17 protein-coding genes are annotated in these 21,979 nt (G+C 72.5%); 7 read left to right on the plus strand and 10 right to left on the minus strand.

The annotated features are described in order from the left end of the window. Positions 1-42 precede the first annotated feature (42 nt). From ACZ3UD_RS14880 to ACZ3UD_RS14900, 5 genes are all read right to left on the minus strand, one after another. Positions 43-1,062: a LacI family DNA-binding transcriptional regulator gene (locus ACZ3UD_RS14880; protein WP_465586385.1), complete on the minus strand. Its 1,020-nt coding sequence runs from the start codon at positions 1,060-1,062 to the stop codon at positions 43-45. Between the two features lie 25 nt (positions 1,063-1,087). Next, a complete protein-coding gene (locus tag ACZ3UD_RS14885; RefSeq protein WP_465586388.1) occupies positions 1,088-2,785 on the minus strand; it encodes a glycoside hydrolase family 13 protein in 1,698 nt (565 codons plus the stop codon). Between the two features lie 91 nt (positions 2,786-2,876). Then, positions 2,877-3,782: a sugar ABC transporter permease gene (locus ACZ3UD_RS14890; protein WP_465586391.1), complete on the minus strand. Its 906-nt coding sequence runs from the start codon at positions 3,780-3,782 to the stop codon at positions 2,877-2,879. Positions 3,783-3,822: 40 nt separating this feature from the next. Further along, positions 3,823-4,824, minus strand: coding sequence for a carbohydrate ABC transporter permease (locus ACZ3UD_RS14895; protein WP_465586394.1), 1,002 nt, complete (start codon positions 4,822-4,824; stop codon positions 3,823-3,825). Between the two features lie 79 nt (positions 4,825-4,903). Next, positions 4,904-6,184, minus strand: coding sequence for an extracellular solute-binding protein (locus ACZ3UD_RS14900; protein WP_465586397.1), 1,281 nt, complete (start codon positions 6,182-6,184; stop codon positions 4,904-4,906). A 310-nt stretch (positions 6,185-6,494) separates the two neighbouring features. On the opposite strand from ACZ3UD_RS14900, the gene ACZ3UD_RS14905 reads away from it, so the two are divergent. After that, positions 6,495-7,016 carry a GNAT family N-acetyltransferase gene (locus ACZ3UD_RS14905; protein WP_465586400.1) on the plus strand — a complete coding sequence of 174 codons (522 nt, stop codon included), beginning with the start codon at positions 6,495-6,497 and terminating at the stop codon, positions 7,014-7,016. On the opposite strand, the gene ACZ3UD_RS14910 is transcribed toward ACZ3UD_RS14905, so the two are convergent. Beyond that, on the minus strand, positions 7,013-8,089 hold the full coding sequence (locus ACZ3UD_RS14910) for an aldose epimerase family protein (RefSeq protein ID WP_465586403.1): 1,077 nt from the start codon (positions 8,087-8,089) through the stop codon (positions 7,013-7,015). The genes ACZ3UD_RS14905 and ACZ3UD_RS14910 overlap by 4 nt on opposite strands. A gap of 187 nt (positions 8,090-8,276) precedes the next feature. Then, positions 8,277-11,267 (minus strand): ATP-binding protein, encoded by a 2,991-nt coding sequence (locus tag ACZ3UD_RS14915; protein ID WP_465586406.1) that lies wholly within the window; start codon positions 11,265-11,267, stop codon positions 8,277-8,279. 332 nt (positions 11,268-11,599) lie between these two features. Here ACZ3UD_RS14915 and ACZ3UD_RS14920 point away from each other — a divergent pair, with 332 nt between their 5' ends. From ACZ3UD_RS14920 to ACZ3UD_RS14930, 3 genes are all read left to right on the plus strand, one after another. Continuing rightward, a complete protein-coding gene (locus tag ACZ3UD_RS14920) occupies positions 11,600-12,547 on the plus strand; it encodes a terpene synthase family protein (protein WP_465586409.1) in 948 nt (315 codons plus the stop codon). Positions 12,548-12,826: 279 nt separating this feature from the next. Further along, the gene (gene exaC / locus ACZ3UD_RS14925; RefSeq protein WP_465586412.1) at positions 12,827-14,350 is read left to right on the plus strand and encodes an acetaldehyde dehydrogenase ExaC; all 1,524 of its coding nucleotides are present in this window, start codon (positions 12,827-12,829) and stop codon (positions 14,348-14,350) included. A 222-nt stretch (positions 14,351-14,572) separates the two neighbouring features. Further along, positions 14,573-14,896 carry a nuclear transport factor 2 family protein gene (locus ACZ3UD_RS14930; RefSeq protein WP_465586415.1) on the plus strand — a complete coding sequence of 108 codons (324 nt, stop codon included), beginning with the start codon at positions 14,573-14,575 and terminating at the stop codon, positions 14,894-14,896. Between the two features lie 9 nt (positions 14,897-14,905). Here the strand turns inward: ACZ3UD_RS14930 and ACZ3UD_RS14935 are convergent, their stop codons facing one another. Continuing rightward, the gene (locus ACZ3UD_RS14935) at positions 14,906-16,126 is read right to left on the minus strand and encodes a serine hydrolase domain-containing protein (RefSeq protein ID WP_465586417.1); all 1,221 of its coding nucleotides are present in this window, start codon (positions 16,124-16,126) and stop codon (positions 14,906-14,908) included. 100 nt (positions 16,127-16,226) lie between these two features. Here ACZ3UD_RS14935 and ACZ3UD_RS14940 point away from each other — a divergent pair, with 100 nt between their 5' ends. The 3 genes from ACZ3UD_RS14940 to ACZ3UD_RS14950 all read left to right on the plus strand — a co-directional run bounded on the left by ACZ3UD_RS14940 (position 16,227) and on the right by ACZ3UD_RS14950 (position 19,744). Then, positions 16,227-16,781 carry an NUDIX hydrolase gene (locus ACZ3UD_RS14940; protein ID WP_465586419.1) on the plus strand — a complete coding sequence of 185 codons (555 nt, stop codon included), beginning with the start codon at positions 16,227-16,229 and terminating at the stop codon, positions 16,779-16,781. Positions 16,782-16,816: 35 nt separating this feature from the next. Further along, positions 16,817-17,752, plus strand: coding sequence for a TetR/AcrR family transcriptional regulator (locus ACZ3UD_RS14945; protein WP_465586422.1), 936 nt, complete (start codon positions 16,817-16,819; stop codon positions 17,750-17,752). Positions 17,753-17,893: 141 nt separating this feature from the next. Further along, a complete protein-coding gene (locus ACZ3UD_RS14950) occupies positions 17,894-19,744 on the plus strand; it encodes a hypothetical protein (protein ID WP_465586425.1) in 1,851 nt (616 codons plus the stop codon). 110 nt (positions 19,745-19,854) lie between these two features. Here the strand turns inward: ACZ3UD_RS14950 and ACZ3UD_RS14955 are convergent, their stop codons facing one another. Together ACZ3UD_RS14955 and ACZ3UD_RS14960 are read right to left on the minus strand one after the other, a co-directional pair. Further along, a complete protein-coding gene (locus tag ACZ3UD_RS14955; RefSeq protein WP_465586428.1) occupies positions 19,855-20,964 on the minus strand; it encodes a TetR/AcrR family transcriptional regulator C-terminal domain-containing protein in 1,110 nt (369 codons plus the stop codon). Positions 20,965-21,094: 130 nt separating this feature from the next. Beyond that, positions 21,095-21,838 carry a spermidine synthase family protein gene (locus ACZ3UD_RS14960; protein ID WP_465586431.1) on the minus strand — a complete coding sequence of 248 codons (744 nt, stop codon included), beginning with the start codon at positions 21,836-21,838 and terminating at the stop codon, positions 21,095-21,097. Positions 21,839-21,979: the final 141 nt, after the last annotated feature.

A 21,979-nucleotide genomic window follows, 5' to 3' on the forward strand; every position in this document is an offset into this window, starting at 1 on the left:
TCCGGGGCCCGTCAGTTGAGTACCGCCATCCGGTACCGGGGGTCAGCGCGAGCAGGCCCCGGTGGACCCGCGCATCACCAGCTCCGGCTGGAACATGAACTCCCCGCGCTGGGCGGCGTTCCCGCCGACCTCCTCCAGCAGCGCGTCCACCGCCGCCGTGGCCATCGCCTCGACCGGCTGGCGGATCGTAGTCAACGGCGGCTCGGTGAAGGCGATCAGCGGCGAGTCGTCGAAGCCGACCACCGACACGTCCTGCGGCACCGACAGCCCGCGCTGCCGCACAGCCCGGATCGCCCCGAGCGCCATCATGTCGCTCCCGCAGACGATCGCCGTGCAGCCCTTGTCGAGCAGCGCACCGGCCGCCGCGTGCCCGCCCTCCACGCTGAACAGCGTGTGGTGGACGAGCTCCTCCGCCTCCTCCTGGCTGCGCCCGAGCACCTCGCGCATCGCGGCCGTGAAGCCCTCGATCTTGCGCAGCACCGGCACGTACCGCCGCTGCCCGACCGCCAGCCCGATCCGCTCGTGCCCGAGTTCGGCCAGGTGCTGGACGGCCATCCACATCGCGGCCCGGTCGTCCGGCGAGATGAACGGCGCGTCGATCCGCTCGCTGTAGCCGTTGATCAGCACGAACGGCACTCTACGCCCGGCCAGCCGGGCGTAGCGGTCGTGGTCGGCGGTGCTGTCGGCGTGCAGCCCGGAGACGAAGACGATGCCCGCCACGCCCCGGTCGACCAGCATCTCGACCAGTTCGTCCTCGGTGGACCCGCCCGGCGTCTGGGTGCACAGCACCGGGGTGTAGCCGTGCCGGCTGAGCACCTGCTCGATCACCTGCGCCAGCGCGGGGAAGATCGGATTGCTCAGCTCCGGCGTGATCAGCCCGATCAGCCCGGCGCTGCGCTGGCGCAGCCGGGTCGGCCGCTCGTAGCCGAGCACGTCGAGCGCCGCCAGCACGGTCTGCCGGGTCGCGGCGGAGACGTTCGCCTTGCCGTTGAGTACGCGGGAGACGGTGGCTTCGCTGACCCCCGCCTGCGCCGCGATGTCTGAGAGTCGCGCCGTAGTCACGGGCCCAGAGCCTATTGCACCCACGTCAGACCGCCCACCAACCGGTGCTGTCCGGAGCGAGCATCGTCTCGCCGCCGTCCACCACGAGTTCGGTCGAGCCGAGCAGCAGTCGACCGGGCGCCGCTATCCGCACCGGCTCGCCGGTGGTGTTCACGGTGCAGACGAAGGAGCCGCGGCGGAAGGCCAGGGTGCCCTCGGGGGCGTCCAGCCACTCGACCTCGGTACCGGCGCCCAGGTCGGGCTGCGCACGGCGGACGGCCAGCGCGCTGCGGTACAGCTCCAGGGTGGAGGTCGGGTCGCCGGTCTGCGCCTCGACGCTGAGCGCGGCCCACTCGGCCGGCTGCGGCAGCCAGGACGGCCCGCCCGCCACCGGTCCGAAGCCGTACGGGGCCTCGGTGCCGGACCACGGGATCGGGACGCGGCAGCCGTCGCGGTAGCCGTCCTGGCCGGCCTGACGGAAGAAGGACGGGTCCTGGCGGACCTCGTCCGGCAGGTCGGTGACGTCCGGCAGGCCGAGCTCCTCGCCCTGGTACACGTAGGCGGAGCCGGGCAGCGCGAGCATCAGCAGGGTGGCGGCGCGGGCCCTGCGCAGACCCAGCGAACGGTCGCCGGGGGTGCGGATCTGGGTGCCCAGGCCCGGCTCGTTGGCGAAGCGGGTGGCGTGCCGGGTGACGTCGTGGTTGGACAGCACCCAGGTGGTGGGGGCGTCGACCGGGCGCATCGAGTCGAGCGACAGGTCGATCACCTCGCGCAGCGCGGTGGCGTCCCAATCGGTGCCCAGGTACTGGAAGTTGAAGGCCTGGTGCAGCTCGTCGGGGCGGACGTAGTTGGCGGTGCGCTGGACGGTCGGGGTCCAGGCCTCGGCGACGCCGATCCGCTGGCCCGGGTACTCGTCGAGGATCTTGCGCCAGCTGCGGTAGATCTCGTGCACGCCGTCCTGGTCGAAGAACGGCATGACGTCGTTGCCGAGCAGCTTGAGCTGGTCGGCGCCGCCGAGGTCGGGCAGTCCGGGGGCCTTGACCAGGCCGTGGGCGACGTCGATGCGGAAGCCGTCCACGCCCATGTCGAGCCAGAACCGCAGGATCGAGCGGAACTCGTCGGCGACGGCCGGGTTCTCCCAGTTGAAGTCGGGCTGCTCGGGGGCGAACAGGTGCAGGTACCAGTCGCCGGGGGTGCCGTCCGGGTTCTCGGTGCGGGTCCAGGCCGGGCCGCCGAAGATGGACTCCCAGTCGTTGGGCGGCAGTTCGCCGTTCTCGCCCTTGCCGGGGCGGAAGTGGTAGCGGTCGCGCAGCGGGGACGCGGGGCCCTCACGCAGGGCGCGCTGGAACCACTCGTGCTGGTCCGAGGAGTGGTTGGGCACGAGGTCGACGATGATCCGCAGCCCCAGCCCGTGGGCGTCCCGGATCAGAGCGTCGGCGTCCAGCAGGGTGCCGAACATCGGGTCCACCGCACGGTAGTCGGCGACGTCGTAGCCCGCGTCCGCCTGCGGCGAGGCGTAGAACGGGGAGAGCCAGACGGCGTCCACGCCGAGGTCGCGCAGGTACGGCAGGCGGCTGCGGATGCCCGGCAGGTCGCCCATGCCGTCGCCGTTGGAGTCGGCGAAGCTGCGCGGGTACACCTGGTAGATGACCGCGTCCCGCCACCAGCCTCTGGACGCGCTGACGTTCGCCTCGTGAGCGGTGTCGGCGGCAGGCCGGGAGGTGTCGGCCAGGTTCTGGGTCATGGACGGTATCCCTTGGGGACTAGAGGAGCGGGGAGCGCTGTGTCTTCGAGGAACGCAAGGGCCTCGCGAAGTGCTGGGACTTCGTGGAGCGTTACGACTTGGAGGCGCCGGCGGTCAGGCCGGTGACCAGGTGACGCTGCACCAGGTAGAAGAAGGCCGCGGACGGGATCGCGATCAGCACGGCGGTCGCGGCCATCAGGTTCCACTGGGCGTCGTGCTCGCTGACGAAGCTCTGCAGGCCGACGGCCAGCGTGTACTTGTCGGAGCTGAGCATGAAGGTGGAGGCGAAGGGCACCTCGGCCCAGTAGGTGAGGAAGGAGTAGAAGGCGGCGACCGCCAGGCCCGGGCGGGCGAGCGGCAGCACCAGCCGCCAGAAGGTGCCGAACGGGCTGAGCCCGTCGACCCGGCCGGCCTCGTCGATCTCCACCGGGATGGTGTCGAAGTAGCCCTTCAGCAGCCAGGCGCAGTACGGCACGGTGGTGGTCGAGTAGACCAGGATCAGGCCGGTGTAGCTGTCCAGCAGGCCGAGTTCGGAGAGCATCGTGTACATCGGCACGATCAGCACCGCGATCGGGAACATCTGGGTGACCAGCAGCGACCACATCAGCGGCTTGTGCCCGGGGAACTTCATCCGGGACACGGCGTAGCCGGTGGTGGCGGCGAGCATGACGCCGAACACGGTGGTGACGCCGGAGACCAGCAGGGCGTTGCCGAACCAGGTGAAGAAGTCGGTGTCGCCCAGCACGTGCTGGTAGTTCGACAGCGTGAGCTTGCCGAAGATCTGGCCGGGGTGGAGGTAGTCGGTCTTGTCCGGTCCGAGCGAGACGAAGAGGATCCAGCCGACCGGGAACAGCGCGATCAGGCTGGCCAGGATCAGGACGCCGTGGGACAGCGCCTTGGACAGCGGGCTGCTCTCGCCGCGCGGCCGGAACTTCGCGGGCCGGGCGGCCGGGGCCGCGGTCGCCGCGGCGGCGGGGCGTTCGGTGGTGGTGCTCATCGGGGTTACCTGCCTTCGTGGGTCAACTGGGTCCGGGGCCTCAGCCGTTGGCCTGCTCGTTGCGGGCGAGCCAGCGCCGGTAGAAGGCGGTGAAGACGATCAGGATGGACAGCAGGATCACGCCGTAGGCGGCGGACTGCGCGTAGTCCCGGGGGATCTGGCCGAAGCCGAGTCGGTAGGCCCAGGTGACCAGCAGCTGGGCGTCGGGGGCGCCGGAGCCGAAGAGCAGGAAGATGACGTTGAACTGGTTGAAGGTCCAGATCACGCCGAGCAGCACGACGGTGGAGGAGACGGTGCGCAGCCCGGGCAGGGTGATGTGGCGGAACTGCTGCCAGCGGGTGGCACCGTCCATCTCGGAGGCCTCGTACAGCTCGGCCGGGATCGACTGCAGGCCGCCGAGCAGCGAGATCATCATGAACGGCACGCCGGCCCAGGTGTTGACCAGGATCGCGGCCGCCTTCTGCGCCCACGGGTCGGTGAGCCAGCCGGGCTCGGGCAGGTGCAGGGCGGAGAGCATGGTGTTGACGACGCCGCCGTCGGAGAGCATCAGGCGCCAGGAGAAGACGGTGACGAAGGTCGGCACGGCCCACGGGAGGATGAGCAGCATCCGGTAGGCGGCGCGCCCGCGCAGCTTCTTGTTGAGCAGGACGGCGAGGCCGAGGCCGAGGGTGTAGTGCAGGCAGACGCAGATGACCGTCCAGGCGATGGTCCACACGAAGTGGGACCAGAACCGGTCGTACGAGCCGGGACCCCAGAGGATGTCGGCGTAGTTGTGGAAGCCGATGTACTGGTAGCTGGCCGGGATCTCGTTGACGCCGATCTTGCGGGCGACATTGAGGCTGTTGGCGTCGGTGAGGGTCAGCCAGATGCCCTGGACGAGCGGGTAGAACACCAGGACGCCGAGCACCAGCACGACCGGGGCGATCATCGCGTAGGCGTACCAGTGCTTGGCGTAGGAGCGCTTGAGGCGTTCCAGCAGGCCCGGACGCTGATCGCGCTCCCGGCTGCCCTTGCCGGTGGCGCCCTGCACGGCGACTGACATCGTTCACACCTTCTCGGGGGGATTCTCGGGGGAGCCGACGGCCCGGCCTGCCGTACGGTCGGCAGGCCGGGCGCGGGGACTACTTGGCGAAGCCCGGCAGGAGCTTGGCGTAGTCGGTGGCGACGGTGTTCAGCGCGTCCTGGGTGCTGGTGCCCTGGAGGGACTTGCCCAGGTTCTCGCCGAGCGAGGCGAACAGCGAGCTGTACTCGGGCAGTTCGGGGCGCGGCTTGGCGCTGCTCAGGATGCCCTGGAAGCCGGCGATGCCCGGGTCGGCCTTGACGTCGGCGGTGAAGGCGTCGGAGCGGGTCGGCAGGGTGGAGTTCTTCTGCGCGATGAAGGCCTCGCTCTCGGCCGAGGTCATGAAGGCGGCGAACTTCTCGGCGGCGGCCTTGTGCGCCTTGTCGGCACCGGCGTAGACGGCGATGTTGTGGCCGCCGGTGGGGGCGCCGGCCTTGCCACTGGAGCCGGCCGGGACGGCGGCGATGCCGAGGTTGTTCTTGTCGGCGAAGGCGGAGCCCTTGTAGATGTTGGTGATCTCCCAGGGGCCCTGGATGATCGCCGCGACCTTGCCGCTGTTGAAGGCGTCCATCATGTGCGCGTAGGCGTCGGTGGTGACGTCGGCCTTGGCCATGCCCGGCGCGGTGAACATCGACTTGTAGGTCTCGACGGCCTTGACGGCCTCCGGCGAGGCGACGGTGACCTTCTTGCCGGCGGCGTCGACGGTGTCGGTGCCCTCGCCGAACAGGAACGGCATCGCGTAGTAGCCGTCCGCGGCCTTCAGCCAGAAGCCGTCCACGCCGGCCTTGTCCTTGACGGCGGCGGCGTCGGTCTTGAGCTCGTCCCAGGTCTTCGGCGCCTCGGTGATGCCGGCCTTGGCGAACAGCTCCTTGTTGTAGAGCAGGCCCAGGGTGTCGGTCACCAGCGGCACGCCGTACAGCTTGCCCTCGTACTTGGCCTGCTGGATCAGGCTGGGCTGGAAGGTGGAGGTGTCGGCGGCGGCCGGGGTGCCGTCCAGCGGCTCCAGGAAGCCGGCCTTGGCGAAGGCGGCGGTCCAGCCGACCTCGGAGCGGAACACGTCCGGCGCGCCCTTGGCCCCCATGGCGGTCTGCAGCTTGTTCTGCGCCTGGTCGAACGGCACGTTGACGAAGTTGACCTTGATGTTCGGGTTGGCGGCCTCGAACTTCTTGGCCAGCTCCTGGTAGTTCGGAGCCTCGTTGGTGGCGTTGGAGGTGTCCCAGTACGTGATGGTGACGGGGCCGTCGGCCTTGCCGTCCGAACCGGAGCCGCCACTGCTGCCACAGGCAGCCATCGAGACCGCGAGGGCCACAACGAGGGCAGAGGCCGCGATGCCACGCCGCATGAGAACTCCTTGGGAGGGTGGGGGTGCCCGAGATGTTCGGAGACAGGCGCATAATGGCTGCCTCGTGCCGACCGCACCTTTGCTGCCGTCGGGCTCGGGAAGGAAGTTAACAGCGGCGCAAGAGGGACGGAAAGTCCTTGCAGCAAGTTTCTGCAAGAAACGCCGATCGTTACATCCACGTGTCCTGGACGTGGCCGCACGGTAGTTGACAGCGCGGAGCAATGTCCGCCTTCGTCCGTTTCACCCCGCTACGGCCTGGCCGACGGGACCACCGTCCGTGGCCGAAGGGCGCTTGCAGCAGACTGGACGCATGCGCATCAGAGCCGTCACCGAGGACGAACTGCCACTGCTGAGCGAGCTGGAACGCGCCGCCGGAGCCCCCTTCGCCGCGATCGGGATGCCGGAGGTCGCCGAGGACGAGCCCCCGGCCCCGGAGGAGCTGGCGCACTACCTGGAACACGGCGTCGCCCTGGTCGCGCAGGCCCCCGACGGGACGATCGCCGGCTACCTGCTGGCCGAGCCGGTGGACGGCGCCCTGCACATCGAACAGGTGTCGGTCCACCCCGACCACGCCCGCCGGGGCATCGGCCGGGCCCTGATCGACCACCTCGCCGGGCACGAGGGCGCCGACACCCCCGCGCTCACCCTGACCACCTTCGCGGACGTCCCCTGGAACGCCCCCTACTACGCCCGCTGCGGCTTCCGCCCACTGGCCGACGCGGAGCTGACCCCGGGCCTGCGCGAGATCCGCCGCAAGGAGGCCGAGCACGGCCTGGACCGCTGGCCCCGGCTCAGCATGCGCCGGGACCTGAGCCGCGGCCGGAACGCCTAGTTGGTCCTCAGCCGCAGCACCGTGGTCGAGCGGAACTCCTCCCCCGGCCGCAGCACGGTGCTCGGGAAGGCCGGGTGGTGCGGGGAGTCCGGGAAGTGCTGGGTCTCCAGCGCGATCCCGGCGAACGGCCCGTACGGGACCCCGCTCGCGCCGGTGACCGCGCCCTGGAACTTGTTCGCCGTGTAGACCTGGATGCCCGGCTCGGTGGTCAGCACCTCCAAGGTGCGGCCGCTGACCGGGTCCTCCAGCAGCGCGGCCCGCGCCGGGCTGCCGTCCGCCGGCCGGGCCCGCAGCACCCAGTTGTGGTCGTAGCCGCCGGGCCCGGCCAGCTGCGGGTGCTCGTCGTGCACCGACTTGCCGATCGGCGTGGCCACGGTGAAGTCGAAGGGCGTGCCGGCCACCGGCTCGGTCCGCCCGTACGGGATCTGCCGCTCGTCGGCCGGGGTGTACTCGTCGGCGTCCAGGGTGAGCAGGTGGCCCAGGACGTCGCCGTTGCCCTCACCCGCGAGGTTGACGTAGGCGTGGTTGGTCAGGTTGACGACCGTCGGCTTGCTGGTCACCGCGTGGTACGCGATCACCAGCTCGCCGCCCCCCTCCGGGGTGCTGGACAGGGTGTAGGAGACGGTGACGTCCAGCGCGCCCGGGAAGCCCTGGTCGCCGTCTCGGCTGTGCAGCCGTAGCCGCACCCCGCCCTCGATCGGCTCGGCCGCCCACATCCGCTGGGCGAAGCCGTCCGGCCCGCCGTGGATGGTGAGCCCGCCGCCGGTCGGCGCGAGCGGGTGCTCCTCGCCGTCGATGGTGACCTCGGAGCGGTCGATCCGGTTGGCGTACCGGCCCACCACCGCGCCGTAGTGCCGGGCCGGGCCCAGGATCTGCGCCAACTGATCGGTGGACAGCAGCAGTTGGGCGCTGCGGCCGCTGCGGTCCGGCGCGCTCAGGGTGTGCAGGGTGGCGCCGAGGGTGAGCACGCTCGCCTCGTACGGGCCGGCGGAGAGCGTCCAGCGCTGGATCGCGGCGCCCGCACCCGAGGGGTCGAGGGGTTCATGCCGCACGCCGGTGGCCTCGCTCGCCATGCCTGCTCCTCACTGGCGACGGCGCCGCCGCCTCCGCCCGGTTCCGGGTCCGTCCATCCGTCAGGAGGCGCTGCCGCGGCCCCCGTGGTGTCCGTCAGCCTAGCGAGGACGGCGGCAGCAGAAGCGCTCCCACGCCTCCGCGCGCCGCCCGGGCGCCACCCGTCCGCCGCCCTCGCCCGGGCCTCCGTTACTCCCCCTGCTCCTCGCGCGGCTGGGCCTGCATCCCGAGCGCCGAGGCGAGACCGTCCGGCCCGCTGCCCGCCTTGCGGTAGACCGCGGCCAGCCGCCGGTTGACCAGGCTCAGCTGCACCCCCAGCTCGTCGGCGATCCGCTGCGGCGGCACGCCCCGCGCGGCGCGCTTGGCGACCTCCCACTCGGGCCCGCTGAGCGTCTCCCGGAAGTCGCGCTTCTCCAGCCGGTTGGGCCGCAGGCCGTAGTTGGCCAGCTCCCGCCGGGCCTGGTCGACCAGCTTCTCCGCCGAGCAGTGCTGGGCCAGCTCGATGCCCTGGTACAGGTACTCCTGGGCGTCCTCCAGCCGGCCGACCCGGCGCAGCGCGGCGCCCAGGTCGACCATCGCGACGGCGTGCTCGTACCCGGCCGGGGACTGCCCGAGGTACTCGACGGCCTGCTCCAGCAGCTCGACCGCCTGCTCTCCGTTCTCGACCTGTGCCTGCAGCCGCAGCGCGCCGCCGATCGCCGAGGCGGTGCCGAAGGCGCGCGCGTCCCGGACGGCCTTCTGGGCGTAGCCGCGGGCGCGCTCGGGCTCGTCGTCCGCGATCGCGATGGCCAGGTGCCCGGCCCAGGGCGCCCAGACGGTGTTGCGCCAGCCGCGGATCTCCAGCTGGGCGCCGGCCTCGGTGAGCGCGGCGGCCGCGCCCGCGTGGCGCTTCATGGCGATCAGCAGCTTGCCGTACAGCGAGGCCGCGTCCGGCAGCACCATGGCGGTGGCGTGGTACGGCGGGTGGAAGCCGAACTCGTTGGCCAGCGTCCAGGCCTCGTCGACCCGGCCGCGGGCGATCAGGGTGTCCACCAGCACGCCCACCGCGTCCCAGGCCAGCGGCAGCTTCTGACCGATCCGCTCGGAGATGCGGTACGCCCGGCGCAGGAAGTCCTCGGCCTCGGCGAGCAGGCCGCGGCGGAAGCGGGCCAGACCCATCAGGAAGTACGCGAAGCCCCGGTGGGCGCCGCTCCAACCGGCCACCTCGAACTGGATGATGGCGTCCGCGAACAGCCGCTCGGCCTGGGCGATGCGGTCGTTGTAGATGTAGGTGAGTCCGAGCATCGAGGGAAGCTCGAAGCCCCAGGTGGTGTCGGTCCAGCCGAGGCCCTTGGGCAGCCGACCGCCGTCGAGGACCTCGTCGGCGAGCGCGAGCGCGTCGGCGGAGGGCTCGCCGCGCAGGGTCAGGTCCCAGGCGCGCATGGCGAGCACCGCCCGGTCGGCGGCCTCGCGGCCGGGCAGGCTCCGGCACATCTCGCCCAACCGGGCGGAGCGACCGGGGCCGTCCTCCTCGGACTTGCGGAACGCGTGCCACATGAACGAGGCGGCCTGGAGCCGCTGCCGCCCGGCCGGCTCGACGGTCTGCTCGGCCTCCTCCTGGCAGACCAGCGCGGCCTGGCCCAGCTCGCCGCTGTGGGCGAGCACCTCGGAGAGCCGGAAGGTGGCGTCCACCCGCAGTTCGGAGCGCAGCGGCCCCTCGTCGGGGTCGAGGGCGAGCTTGAGCTGGTTGACGGTGGCGCCAGGGTCGGTGAGCAGTGCGGAGCAGCCGAGTTCGTACAGCACCTCGGCCTTGATGTCGTCGGCGGGCGGCTCGTTGAGCGCGCGGTGCAGGCAGCGCTGGGCGGCCTCGGGGGCACCGATCAGCTGGTGTTCGACGGCCGCGCGGCGCAGCTTCTTGACGATCCGGTCGTCGCCCTCGCCGGAGTGGGTCTCGACCAGGTGACGGGAGGCGGCGAGCAGGCCGAGTCCGGCGTTCTCGATCTCGGCGGCGGCGATCCCGTGCATGCCGAGGCGGGTGGCCTCCGGCATGGTGTTGTAGATGGAACTGCCGATCAGCGGGTGGACGAACTCCAGGTTCCCGTTGGGGGCCTGGGTGAGCACGCGCTGCTTGCGCAGCTGCTTGATGGAGTCGCGGGCGCCCTCGGTGCTCTGGGTGGAGATCCGGGTGGCGAGGTCGATCCGGATGTCGGTGCCCAGCATGGCGCAGGCCCAGGCAAAGCGCAGGGTGCTGGCGCCGAGCCGGTCCAGCCAGCTCTTGAGGGTCATCCCGGTGGCGTCGACGGCGAGTTCGCGCAGCTGCCGGGAGTTCTCCTCGACCGGTTCGAGTTCCTGCTCACGGACCTGGTCGAGCAGGCGACCGGCCTCGAAGGGGTTGCCGTTGACGACGTTCCAGAACTCGTAGCAGAAGGCGTCCTCGGCCCTGTCGCCGAGTTCGGCGCGGATCATGTCGGTGACGGAGCTCAGGGTGAGCCGGTTGAGCTCGTGCTTGCGGGCCTTGAGTCCGAGGATGTCCCGGCGCAGGTCCTGGGTCTCGTTGGGCCAGTCGTTCTCGTCCTCGCGGAAGGCGAAGACGAGCAGTACGGGCAGTTCGCCGGAACGGACGGCGAACTTGGCGAGCCAGGAGAGGGATTCGGCGTCGGACCAGTGCAGGTCGTCGACGATCATCACCATCGGCGCGCGGCGCGGTGCGAGCTGGGTCAGCACGTAGTCGAGGCCGTCGCGCACGCCCTGCGGGTCGAGGCGGCGGGCTCCCGCCTTGGGCTGCTTGAGGCCCATGGCCGGTCCGACGACCTCCTCCCAGGTGCCCATGACCTGGTGGAACTCGTCCGCGCTCAGATCGCTGAGCACGGGCTGGAGCAGCTGGCGCAGCACGTGGTACGGCTCCTTGAACTGCCGTTCGCCGCCTCGGGCGAACAGCACGCAGGCGCCCTCGCGGAGCTTGGCGATCCGTCGGACCTCGTGCAGCAGACTGGTCTTGCCGATGCCGGGGCGGCCGGAGAAGGTGAGCAGGTCACCGATCTCGGTGCCGCCCGCGGCGAACTCGCGGCAGAGTCGGTCGATGGCCGCCTCCACCGAGCGCACTTCGGCGTCACGGTCGCGCAGCCTGATCCGGGGTGCGGCGCTGTTGCCGTCCCCGCCGGAACCGGTTCCCGTCCGAAGTTCGTTGCCCTGCTCGGTCACCGTCGCGCCTCCGCCTCACCCGCCAACGGCGCGGCTCGGCCACTGTCCGTGGGAGCCGCTCCATCACTGTTCGTGGAGCCGAGGTTAGCGCCGCTCGCGGCTCGCTGTGCGGCATTCGCGCAGGCTGGGGCGGACGGTGAGGGTTCGGGCGGCTTGCCAAGGGCAATTGCCCTATATCTCTAACGTCCGATCATTATATCAGATACCCTACGGCCCGCGAGGCGCAGATGATCTTGCATAGCGCCCCTCACCGCTCGCGCTCCGCCGCGTCAACTCCCCCACGGTCAATGATCGAACCACAAGCGCCCGCCCTCCGCTGCACCGGGAGTCCGATGTCTGACGACACCTCACTTCAGATTCCGTTCCCGTACCGCCGCAGCCCGCACGGCCCGTACGCCACCAAGCTGCACCGCGACTGGCTGATCCGCCACCCACTGCTGCCCGACGCCGACCATCCCGGCTACGCGCACTGGGAGGTGGTCGACCTCGCCGCGCTCGGCTACCCGGACGCCGGGCCGGACGAACTCGCCCTGGCGGCGGACCTGATGGGCTTCTACTTCCTCTTCGACGACCAGTTCGACGGCCCGCTCGGCCGCCGCCCCACCGAGGTCGCCCCGATCTGCGAACGCCTGATCGCCGTCCTGCACGGCGCCCGCCCCGACCCGGACTCCGCGGTCGAGACCGCCTTCGCCGATCTGTGGAGCCGTAGCGCGCGCGGCATGCCCGCCCGCTGGCAGGCCCGCGCGGCTTACAACTGGGAGTACTACTTCGCCAGTCACCCGGCCGAGGCGGCGGGCCGGATCTCCGCCCGGCCGCCGGACCGGGACGGCTACCTCGAACTCAGACGCGGCACCGCGGCGATGGAGACCATCTTCGACATGGTCGAGCGGCTCGGCCAGTTCGAGGTCCCCGCCGCCGTCCTGCACCACCCGGTCCTGCGTCAACTCCGCCAGCTGGCGGCCGACATACCCTCGCTCAGCAACGACGTGCGCTCCTTCCCGCTGGAGGCGCCGCGCGGGGACGTCAACAACCTGGTCATGATCGTCCAGCGCGAGCGCCACTGCTCGGCCGAGGAGGCCTGCTCGGCGGTCATGGCGGAGGCGCAGCTGATGGTCGACCGCTGCGCCGAGCTGCACGAGCGACTGGCGGACGTCTACCGGGAGTTGGGCCTGTCCCGGATAGAGTGCGCGATCGCCCGGCAGTACGCGGACGGGCTGCTCACCTGGCTGGCCGGCTACCTGAGCTGGGAGGCCCGCACCGGCCGGTACCACGCGGTCTGAAGCTCGTCGGGGGCGTGCGCGCCGTCGAACGCGCCCTCCGCGCGCCCGGGCCGGGAACGTCCTGATCGCGCACCGTCCGTACGAGCCCTCGTACGGACGGTAGCCGCACCGCGTGCTCGGCGGCTATCGTGCTCGACGGCGGGCGCCCCCGGCTGGGCGCCGGCCCGACTGCGTGTCCGCACCCTCCCGCCGGACCGCCCGCTGACCGGGTGGTCCGGCGCGCCGCCTACGGCCCGATCGGCGCCGGGCGGCGCCCGACGTCGCGAGGAGACACAGAGCATGACGGTCTACCAGCCCCCCGGCGCGCCCGGCAGCATCGTCGCCTACCGCTCCCGGTACGAGCACTGGATCAACGGCGGATGGACGCCCCCGGCGCGCGGCGAGTACTTCGGCGACCCGACCCCGGTCACCGGCGAGGTGTTCACCGAGGTGGCCCGCGGCACCGCCGAGGACATCGAGGCCGCCCTCGACGCGGCCCACGCCGCCGCCCCGGACTGGGGCCGCACCTCCGCCGCCGAGCGGGCGCAGGTGCTGCTGCGGATCGCCGACCGGATGGAGGCCAACCTCGAGCAGCTGGCCGTCGCGGAGAGCTGGGAGAACGGCAAGCCGGTGCGCGAGACGCTGGCCGCCGACCTCCCGCTCGCCGTCGACCACCTGCGCTACTTCGCCGGTGCACTGCGGGCCCAGGAGGGCGGCCTCTCCCAGCTGGACGAGGACACCGTGGCGTACCACTTCCACGAGCCGCTGGGCGTGGTCGGCCAGATCATCCCGTGGAACTTCCCGATCCTGATGGCGATCTGGAAGCTGGCCCCGGCGCTGGCGGCCGGCAACGCGGTGGTGCTCAAGCCCGCCGAGCAGACCCCGGCCTCGGTGCTGCTGCTGGCCGAGCTGACCGCCGACCTGCTGCCGCCCGGCGTGGTCAACATCGTCACCGGCTTCGGCGAGGAGGCGGGCGCCCCGCTCGCCGCCAGCAAGCGGGTGCGCAAGCTCGCCTTCACCGGCGAGACCAGCACCGGCCGGCTGATCTCCCGCTCCGCCGCCGACAACCTGATCCCGGTCACCCTGGAGCTCGGCGGCAAGAGCCCCAACCTGTTCTTCGCGGACGTCGCCGCCGCCGACGACGCCTTCTACGACAAGGCCGTCGAGGGCTTCGCGATGTTCGCCCTCAACCAGGGCGAGGTCTGCACCTGCCCCAGCCGCGCGCTGATCGAAGCCTCGGTCTACGAGCGGCTGCTCGGCGACGGCCTGGCGCGGGTGCGCGCGATGCGCCAGGGCAACCCGCTGGACACCGACACCCAGATCGGCGCGCAGGCCAGCGCCGAACAGCTGAAGAAGATCCTCTCGTACTTCGAGATCGGCCAGGCCGAGGGCGCCAAGGTCCTGGTCGGCGGCGAGCGCGCCGACCTCGGCGGCTCGCTGGCCGGCGGGTACTACGTGACGCCGACGGTCTTCGAGGGCGTCAACAGCATGCGGGTCTTCCAGGAGGAGATCTTCGGCCCGGTCGTCTCGGTCACCCGCTTCGACGGCTTCGACGAGGCCGTGGCGCTCGCCAACGACACCCAGTACGGGCTCGGCGCGGGCGTGTGGACGCGCGACATCAACACCGCCCACCGGGCCGGACGCGCCATCCAGGCGGGCCGGGTGTGGACGAACTGCTACCACGCCTACCCCGCGCACGCGGCCTTCGGCGGCTACAAGAACTCCGGCATCGGCCGGGAGAACCACAAGGCGCTGCTGGAGCACTACCAGCAGACCAAGAACCTGCTGGTCAGCTACTCCCCCGACGCGGTCGGCTTCTTCTAGGCCGGGCCCGTCGGGCAAGAGTGGAGCGGGAGTCCCGGACCGGGCCTCCCGCTCCACCGCCACTCCCCGCGGCGGGCTTGTCGGGGCAAATCGCCTGTTTCAGGATTTAAGCACATGAATCCGCCGATTTTGCCGACGCGCCGCCGACATGCCCGGACACCCCGCGAGAACGCCGTAGACAGGACTCCCCAGTCCGCTCGTTCCCGTTGGGAGTCCCGGCAGATGACCATCGCCCCCGCCAAGCTCACCGACCCCGCCGTCCGCGCCTTCGTCACCGCGGTCAACGCGGGCGACCGCGACGCCTTCTTCGCCCTGCTCACCCCGGACGCGACCATGTCCGACGACGGCTCGGAGCGCAGTCTCGCGGACTGGGCCGACCGGGAGATCTTCGGCCCGAACGGCCGGATGGACGTCCAGAGCGAGTCCACCGGCGGCCACGCGCTGATCGCCGAGTTCACCAACGACACCTGGGGCGTGATGCGCACCGCCTGGCGCTTCACGGTCGAGGGCGGGAAGATCAGCCGCTTCGACACCGGCCAGGCGTAGCCGACCGCCTCAGGACAGGCCCAGGCACCCCCGCACCGCGCGGATCAGGTTGCGCGAACGGACGTCCCCGGTGACACCCGGCTGCATGCCGTTGGTGACGTACCCGAAGCCCAGCCCGAGGTCCGGGTCGGCGAAGCCCAGCGAGCCGCCCCGGCCCGGGTGGCCGAAGCTCGCCGGGGAGGCCATCGGCGCGGTCGGGCCGTGCCGCCAGAAGCCGAGGCCGAAGGTGGAGTTGACGATCAGCACCCGGTCCGGGCCGTTCACCACCGGCCCGACCGCGCGGGCCAGCACCTCCGGGCCGAGCAGCGGCGGCAGGAGCGCGCCTGAGCCGTCCGGACGGTCCGCCGCGCCGATCAGCGCCGCGTAGAACCGGGCCAGCGAACGGGCGGTGCCGATGCCGCCCGCGCCGGGGATCTCGGCGGCCTGCACCGCCGGGTCGTTCATGTTCACCCCGGGGAGCACCGAGGCGAAGGAGCGGGCGGTCAGCGAGGTCGGGTCCTGGTAGGCGTCCCGGACGGACTGCTTGGGCCGCAGCCGCAGCCCGCTCGGGCCGGTCCGGGCCGCTTCCGGGGCGGGCAGGTCGACCAGCTTGCCGACCCGGGGCGCGGCGCCGGCCGGCAGCCCGATCCACAGGTCCAGTCCGAGCGGCCGGGCGATCTCCTCGGCGAAGTACTGTCCGATCGTCCGACCGCTCACCCGCCGCACCACCTCCCCGACCAGCCAGCCGAAGGTGTACGGGTGGTAGCCGTGCGCGGTGCCCGGCTCCCAGGCCGGCGCCTGCGCCGCGACGGCGGCGACCGCGCGCTCCCAGGTCAGCACGTCCTCCAGGCGCAGCGGCACGTCCAGCGCGGGCACCCCGACCTGGTGCGACAGCAGCCAGCGCACCGGCGCCTCGCCCTTGCCGGCCGCCGCGAACTCCGGCCAGTACGAGGCCGTCGGCGCGTCCAGGTCGAGCAGGCCCCGCTCGGCCAGCAGCAGCGCGGTGGTCGCGGTCAGGCCCTTGGTGACCGAGCGCAGCACCTGGGCGGTGTCCGCCGTCCACGGCGCCGCGGGCGCGGGCCGCCCGCCGACCTCGGGCCGGGCGTCGCCGCCCCACAGGTCGACCACCTTGCGGCCGCGCAGGTACAGCGCGAAGGCCGCGCCGAGCTCGCCGTACTCGGCGAAGTTCCGCGCGAAGGCCGCCCGTACGGACTCGAACCCCTCGGCCGTCTCGCCCCAGATCTCCACCACCGCGCGCCGCCCTCAGTCTGTCCGGATTCAGCCCGTCCGGATCCGCCCGTTCGATCGATCCCGCGTTCGAAGCGGGCCCCGGAACCCTAACCTGTCGGACATGACCAACCCTGCCGAAGAGCTACTGGACGTCGTCGACGAGCACGACCGGATCATCGGGACCGCGCTGCGCGGGGAGGTGTACCGGCGGGGGCTCATCCACCGCTGCGTCTTCATCCTGGTCCGCGACCCGGCCGGCCGGATCTTCGTCCACCGCCGCACCGACACCAAGCTGTTCGCCCCCGGCGCGTACGACATGTTCGTCGGCGGCGTGGTCGGCTCCGGCGAGACCTACGCCGAGGCCGCCGTCCGCGAGGCCGAGGAGGAGCTCGGCGTCCACGGCATCACGCCGCGCCCGCTGTTCAAGTTCCTCTTCCGGGAGCCCGACGGCGGCAGGCTCTCCTGGTGGTGCGACATGTACGAGGCCGAGTGGGACGGCCCGGTCTCCCCGCAGGTGTCCGAGGTCGCCTGGCACGCCTGGCTCACTCCCGACGAGCTGGCCGAGCGCCTCACCCGCGACACCTTCGTCACCGACGGCCGCGAGGCCTACCGCCGCTACCTGGAGCTCCGTGCCGCCCAGGGCCTGCCCGGCGGATCTTTGCCGGACAGGCCCTGAGGGGCGTCTTGCGACCGCCGGATAGGGTGACGCGCATGGCCTCCCGTACGCCGTCACCGACGGCCGACCGCGCAGCACGGACCGCCGCCGCACCCGGCCGGGGGGCGGCGGGTGAGCGGCCACGCCGCCGGCTGAGCGTGGACGAGCGGCGCGAGCAGCTGATCGCGGTGGCACTGGAGCTGTTCAGCCGGCGCCCGCCGGAGGAGGTGTCGATCGACGACATCGCCGCCGCCGCGGGCGCCTCCCGGCCGCTGGTGTACCACTACTTCCCCGGCAAGCAGGCGCTGTACGAGGCCTCGCTGCGACGGGCCGGGCGGGAGCTGTCGGCGCGCTTCGAGGAGCCCATGGAGGGGCCACTGTCGGAGCGGCTGTACCGGGTGATGGGCCGCTACCTCGACTTCGTGCAGAGCCACGGGCCCGGCTTCGCCGCGCTGCTGCGGGGCGGCTCGGTGGCGGCCAGTGCGGGCACCTCCGCAGTGATCGACGAGGTCCGCCGGGCCGCGCACGACCAGATCCTGGCCCACCTGGCGATCCCCGCGCCGAGCCCCGGGCTGCGGTTGACCGTCCGGGCCTGGATCGCCAACGCCGAGATCACCTCGCTGGAGTGGTTGGCCGAGCGCTCGGTGCCGCTGGAGGAGCTGCAACTGCACCTGGTGCAGGAGTTCGTCGCCTCGCTGACCCTCACCGCGGCCCGGGAGCCGGCCCTCGCCTCCGAACTGGCCTCCTTCTTCGCCGACGAGCGCCCCGACGGGCCGAGCGGCCGCCTGGTCCAGGACCTCGCCGGGCTGTTCGCCGTCCCCGGCTTCCTCGACGCGGTCACCGCTCTGGCCACCGGAGCGCCGGCCACTGCGGCTCCGGCCTCCGCAGGTCAGACTCCCGCAGGCCCGGCCTCCGCGGCTCCGGTCTCCGCGCCGGTGGACGAACCGTCCGCGCAGGCCACGGCGGGCTCCGCCGGCGCCGCCGACGAATGATCCATCGGGTGATCCTGCGGTTCGGCGACGACGGTGGGCTCTGATAGGAATGAGCAGGGATCTGACGGCACGCCGCCCGAGCGGGCCCGATCCCACCCGAAACCACCGACGGCAGACGGAGCAGAGCGGGGGGCTCACCAGTTGACCCAGGACGTCCAGTTCAGCGCGGAGGCCAACCCCTTCGCGGCAGCCGAGCAGGTCTGCTCGACCCTCGGCATGCTCACCGACGCCCTCTTCGACGAGCACACCTCGCGCCACCCGGCGGCCTCGCTGAGCGCCCTGCGGTCGGCCGGGCACCCCGCCGCGGAGACGCTGTTCGGCCTGCCGCTGGCGCCCAACGGGCCGGTGCACGCGGCCCTCGACCGGCTCGGCACGGTGATCACCGCCGGGACGGCCCGCCCGGGCACCGGCGCCCCGGTCGCGGACCGGGTGACGACCGCGCTGCACAACCGCTACGGCGGCGGTGCGGTGCGCGGCGCCATCGCCGACCGGGGTACCACCTCGGCCGCGCTGTTCCAGCTGCCGGTCACCGGTGAGTTCGCCGATGCCAAACTGCGCCCGCCGTTCGCCCCGGCGCTGGCCGCGCTGGCGGCCGGGCAGCAGACCCGGCAGCCGGTCGAACTGGCCACGGGCGCGGGCGCCGAGGTCCGTCTGGTCGTCCCGCCGGGCTTCCATCCGCTGACCTCCCCCGGCGGGCCCGCCGGGGTCTCCGCCCGTACGGTGCCCGCGCTGTCGGACGGCGGCGACGGTACCGACCGAGCCACCGCGGCGGCGGCCGCCGAGCTGACCGGGCACCTGGCCGAGGTGGCCGAGGAACTGTTCAGCGCCACCGGACCGGAGCCGCGCCGCGACTTCGCGGTGATCTCCGCGACCCTGAGCGACCTGATCCAGAACGCGGGCGTCCGCTACGCGGGCCTGTGCGCGCTGGAACTGGACGGACGTGCCTCGGACGCGGCCCTGGTCGTCTCGCTGGCCCGGCACCCGCTGCCGATCACCGCGCTCGCCACCGAACTGGCCACCGTACGGCGGCACGCCGAGGTGTGGACGGTGCTCCTGCCGGCCGGACCGGCCGCCGTCCTGGTCGAGGGGCGAACCGTCCCGGTGCCCGGACCGCTGGCCGCCGACGGGCAGCGGCGCTGGGTGGTCACCTCGGTCGTCGAGGCCTTCGTCCCGCTGCCGGACGGCGGGACGGTGCTGTGCGCCCAGCTGTCCACGGCGCGGCCGGAGGACTGGGAGCTGTACACGGAGGCGTTCGCGGAACTGCTGAAGAGCATCCAGTTCGGCTGGGACGGCAAGCTGGTCGGGACGGCTGCCGCGCCCGCTCCGGTCGCCCCGGCCGTGCCGGCGTCCCCGCCCGCCGTTCCGGTGGCTCCGCCGACTGCCGCGCCCACGGCGGAGCAGTCGACGGAGGAGTCGGCGGAGAAGCCGGCGGAGAAGCCGGTGCACCTGCGCGGCACTCCGGTGCGCATTCCGCCCACGGACTTCAACCCCTTCGCCCCGGTGGCGGAGGAGCCGACGGCCGAGGTCGCGGCCACGGCCACGGCCGCTGCGGTGGACGACGAGCGGCCGAAGGGCACGCCGGTGATGATCCCGCCGCCGGACTTCGACCCCTTCGGCATGATGGGCTTCTCCAACGAACCCACGGCGGAGCCGGCCGCGCAGCCGGGTGGGGGTGCCGCGGCTCCCGACCCGTTCGGCACCACGATCGCCTCCGAGCAGAAGGCCGACCCGTTCGGCACCACCGTCGCCGCGCAGGGCCCGGCCGTCCCGCCGCCGCCCCCGGCCCCGCCGACCATCCCGGCCCAGGCCGAGCCGGCGGGGGACACCCCGGCGGCGGACGAGGCGTCGGGTCCGCGCAAGGGCACCCCGGTGATGATCCCGCCGCCGGACTTCGACCCCTTCGGCATGATGGGCTTCTCCAACGAACCCACGGCGGAGCCGGAGGCGGAAGCGGAGGCCGACGCGGCGCCGGAGCACCGGCCGTTCGGCTGACGGGCGGGCGGGCCGCGGGCAGCGGGCGGCGACGGACAACGGCCGACAGCTAACAGATGTCAGATTTCGTTCGCTGAAAGCTGTTAGCTGTCAGCTGTTAGTGGTCAGCCTTACTTGCTCCCGCTCCCGCCCCCGGTTTCGTTCCCGCCGCCGCTCCCGGCCCGCCGCGCCTCGATCAGCGCCGCCACCCCGTCCAGCATCCGCGCCAGCCCGAACGCGAACAGCGCGTCCAGGCTCATGTCGATCTCCGGCCCCCGGTTCAGCGCGTCGAACATCGGGAAGCGCTCCGGATCGGACATCAGCCGGTCGTGGTCCTCGCCGGCCAGCTGGTCCATCCACTCGTCCGCGGACATCCCGCTGTCCTGCTCGGCCTGCGCCTCCCGCTCGAAGTGGATGGCCAGCCCGCAGGTGAAGGCCGCCAGCGAGACGGAGGCCTGGGCCATCTCCTCCCAGCTCAACCCCAGCCCGGCCAGTGCGGCCATCGACCGCTCGGTGTGCAGCGCCGCGTCCGGCGCGAGCACCGGCCGGGTGAAGGACATCGTGGACGCCAGCCACGGGTGCCGCCGATAGATCCGCCACTGCAGCCGCGCGACCTCCTCCAGCCCCGCGCGCCAACCCGGTGCCGGTGAGTCGGGCAGCGGCTGCTCCCCGAAGACCGTGTCCATCATCAGCCGCAACAGCTCGTCCTTGCCGGGCACATGGCGGTAGAGCGACATGGTCGCGACGCCCAGCCCGTGGGCGACCCTGCGCATCGACAGCGCCGTGAGCCCCTCCTCGTCGGCCACCCGCACCGCCATCGCGACGACCCGCTCCCGGGTCAGGTCCCGCTCCCCACCCCGAGCCCGCCGAGCCCCCGACGCACCCGCACCGCCCGGCGCCACACCCGACGGCCCACCCGAAGCCCGCCCGGCCTCCCGAACCTCCGCAGGAGCCGCAGGTGCGGCAGGTGCGGCAGGTGCGGCAGGTGCGGCAGCCACAGGAGCCACCACCACCGTCCCCACCCCCGGAACGGCTCGGACCAGCCCCTCCTCCCGCAGCCGGTTGAGCACCTTGGTCGCGGTGGCCATGGCCACCCCCCACTCCCGGGTGATCCGCCGAGTGGACGGTACCCGGGCCCCGGGCTTCAACTCCCCCGCCGCGATCCTCCGCCGCAGCTCGGCCGCGATCCGCTCCGAGGGCGTCCCGCTCTCCACCACAACCACCACCGCCCGCTCGACCACCGCACCAGTGCACCGCGGTCGCACACGCTAGCAGCCGACCACCGGCACCCCACGGAGCCCAACCGACACGGGCCTCCTGCCAGTTGACGGTCACTGCGGACAACGGCCGCCCCCGGGTGCCCGGTTCGCCTCATCCGCCCCGCCGCGCCAGGTGCACCACATCCGGCGCACCCCGGCTGACCGGGATCTCATGCGTGGCGACGTCCGAGAAGCCCGCCGCCCGCAGCGCCTCCTCGAAGGCCACGGAGGGCTTCGCACTCCACACCGCCAGCACCCCGCCGGGCTGCAGCCGGCGCCACAGCGCCGCGAGCCCGTCCGCACCGTACAGCCCGTTGTTGGAGTCGGTGACGGTCCAGTCCGGGCCGTTGTCGATGTCCAGGCACAGCGCGTGGTAGCGCTCGCCGTCGGCCGCCGCGAGGTACTCCAGCAGGTCGGTGTGGAGCACCGCGACCCGCTCGTCCTCCAGCGCACCGCCGGAGAGGGCACCGAGCGGGCCGTTGCGGTGCCAGTCGATGATCGCGTCCTCCCGCTCGACGATCGTGATCCGCCCCCAGCGCGGCTCGGCCACCGCGTACGCGAGCGAGAACCCGACCCCGAGCCCGCCGATCAGCACCGTCGGCCCGGCGGGCCCGTCGCCGGCAAGGCCGCCCGCACGCTCCCCCGCCCCGCACGCACGGTCCAGCTCGTCCAGCGCCGCCTGGACCAGCAGCCGCTCGGAGCGCCCGTCGACGGTATCCATCAGGAAGCAGCCGTTGGCGATGATCTCGTAGTGCCGTCCGCGCTGCCGCAGCACCACCTCACCGAACGGCCCCTCCCGTCGGTCGAGCGTGACGACGGCCTCGTGGCCGTCCCGTTCGGGCGGTGCGGTGGTCATGCGTCCTCCTCGACGTACTCGTCAACAGGACCGTACCGGTGCGGACGATCACCCGCCCGACAATTGACCGAGCCCGTCCGACGAGCCCGTCCGACGAGCGGGCCCGGCGAACGAGTCCGCCGACCCCCGGCCCCACCGAGC

It is taken from the genome of Kitasatospora sp. NPDC023118, from assembly GCF_055560875.1.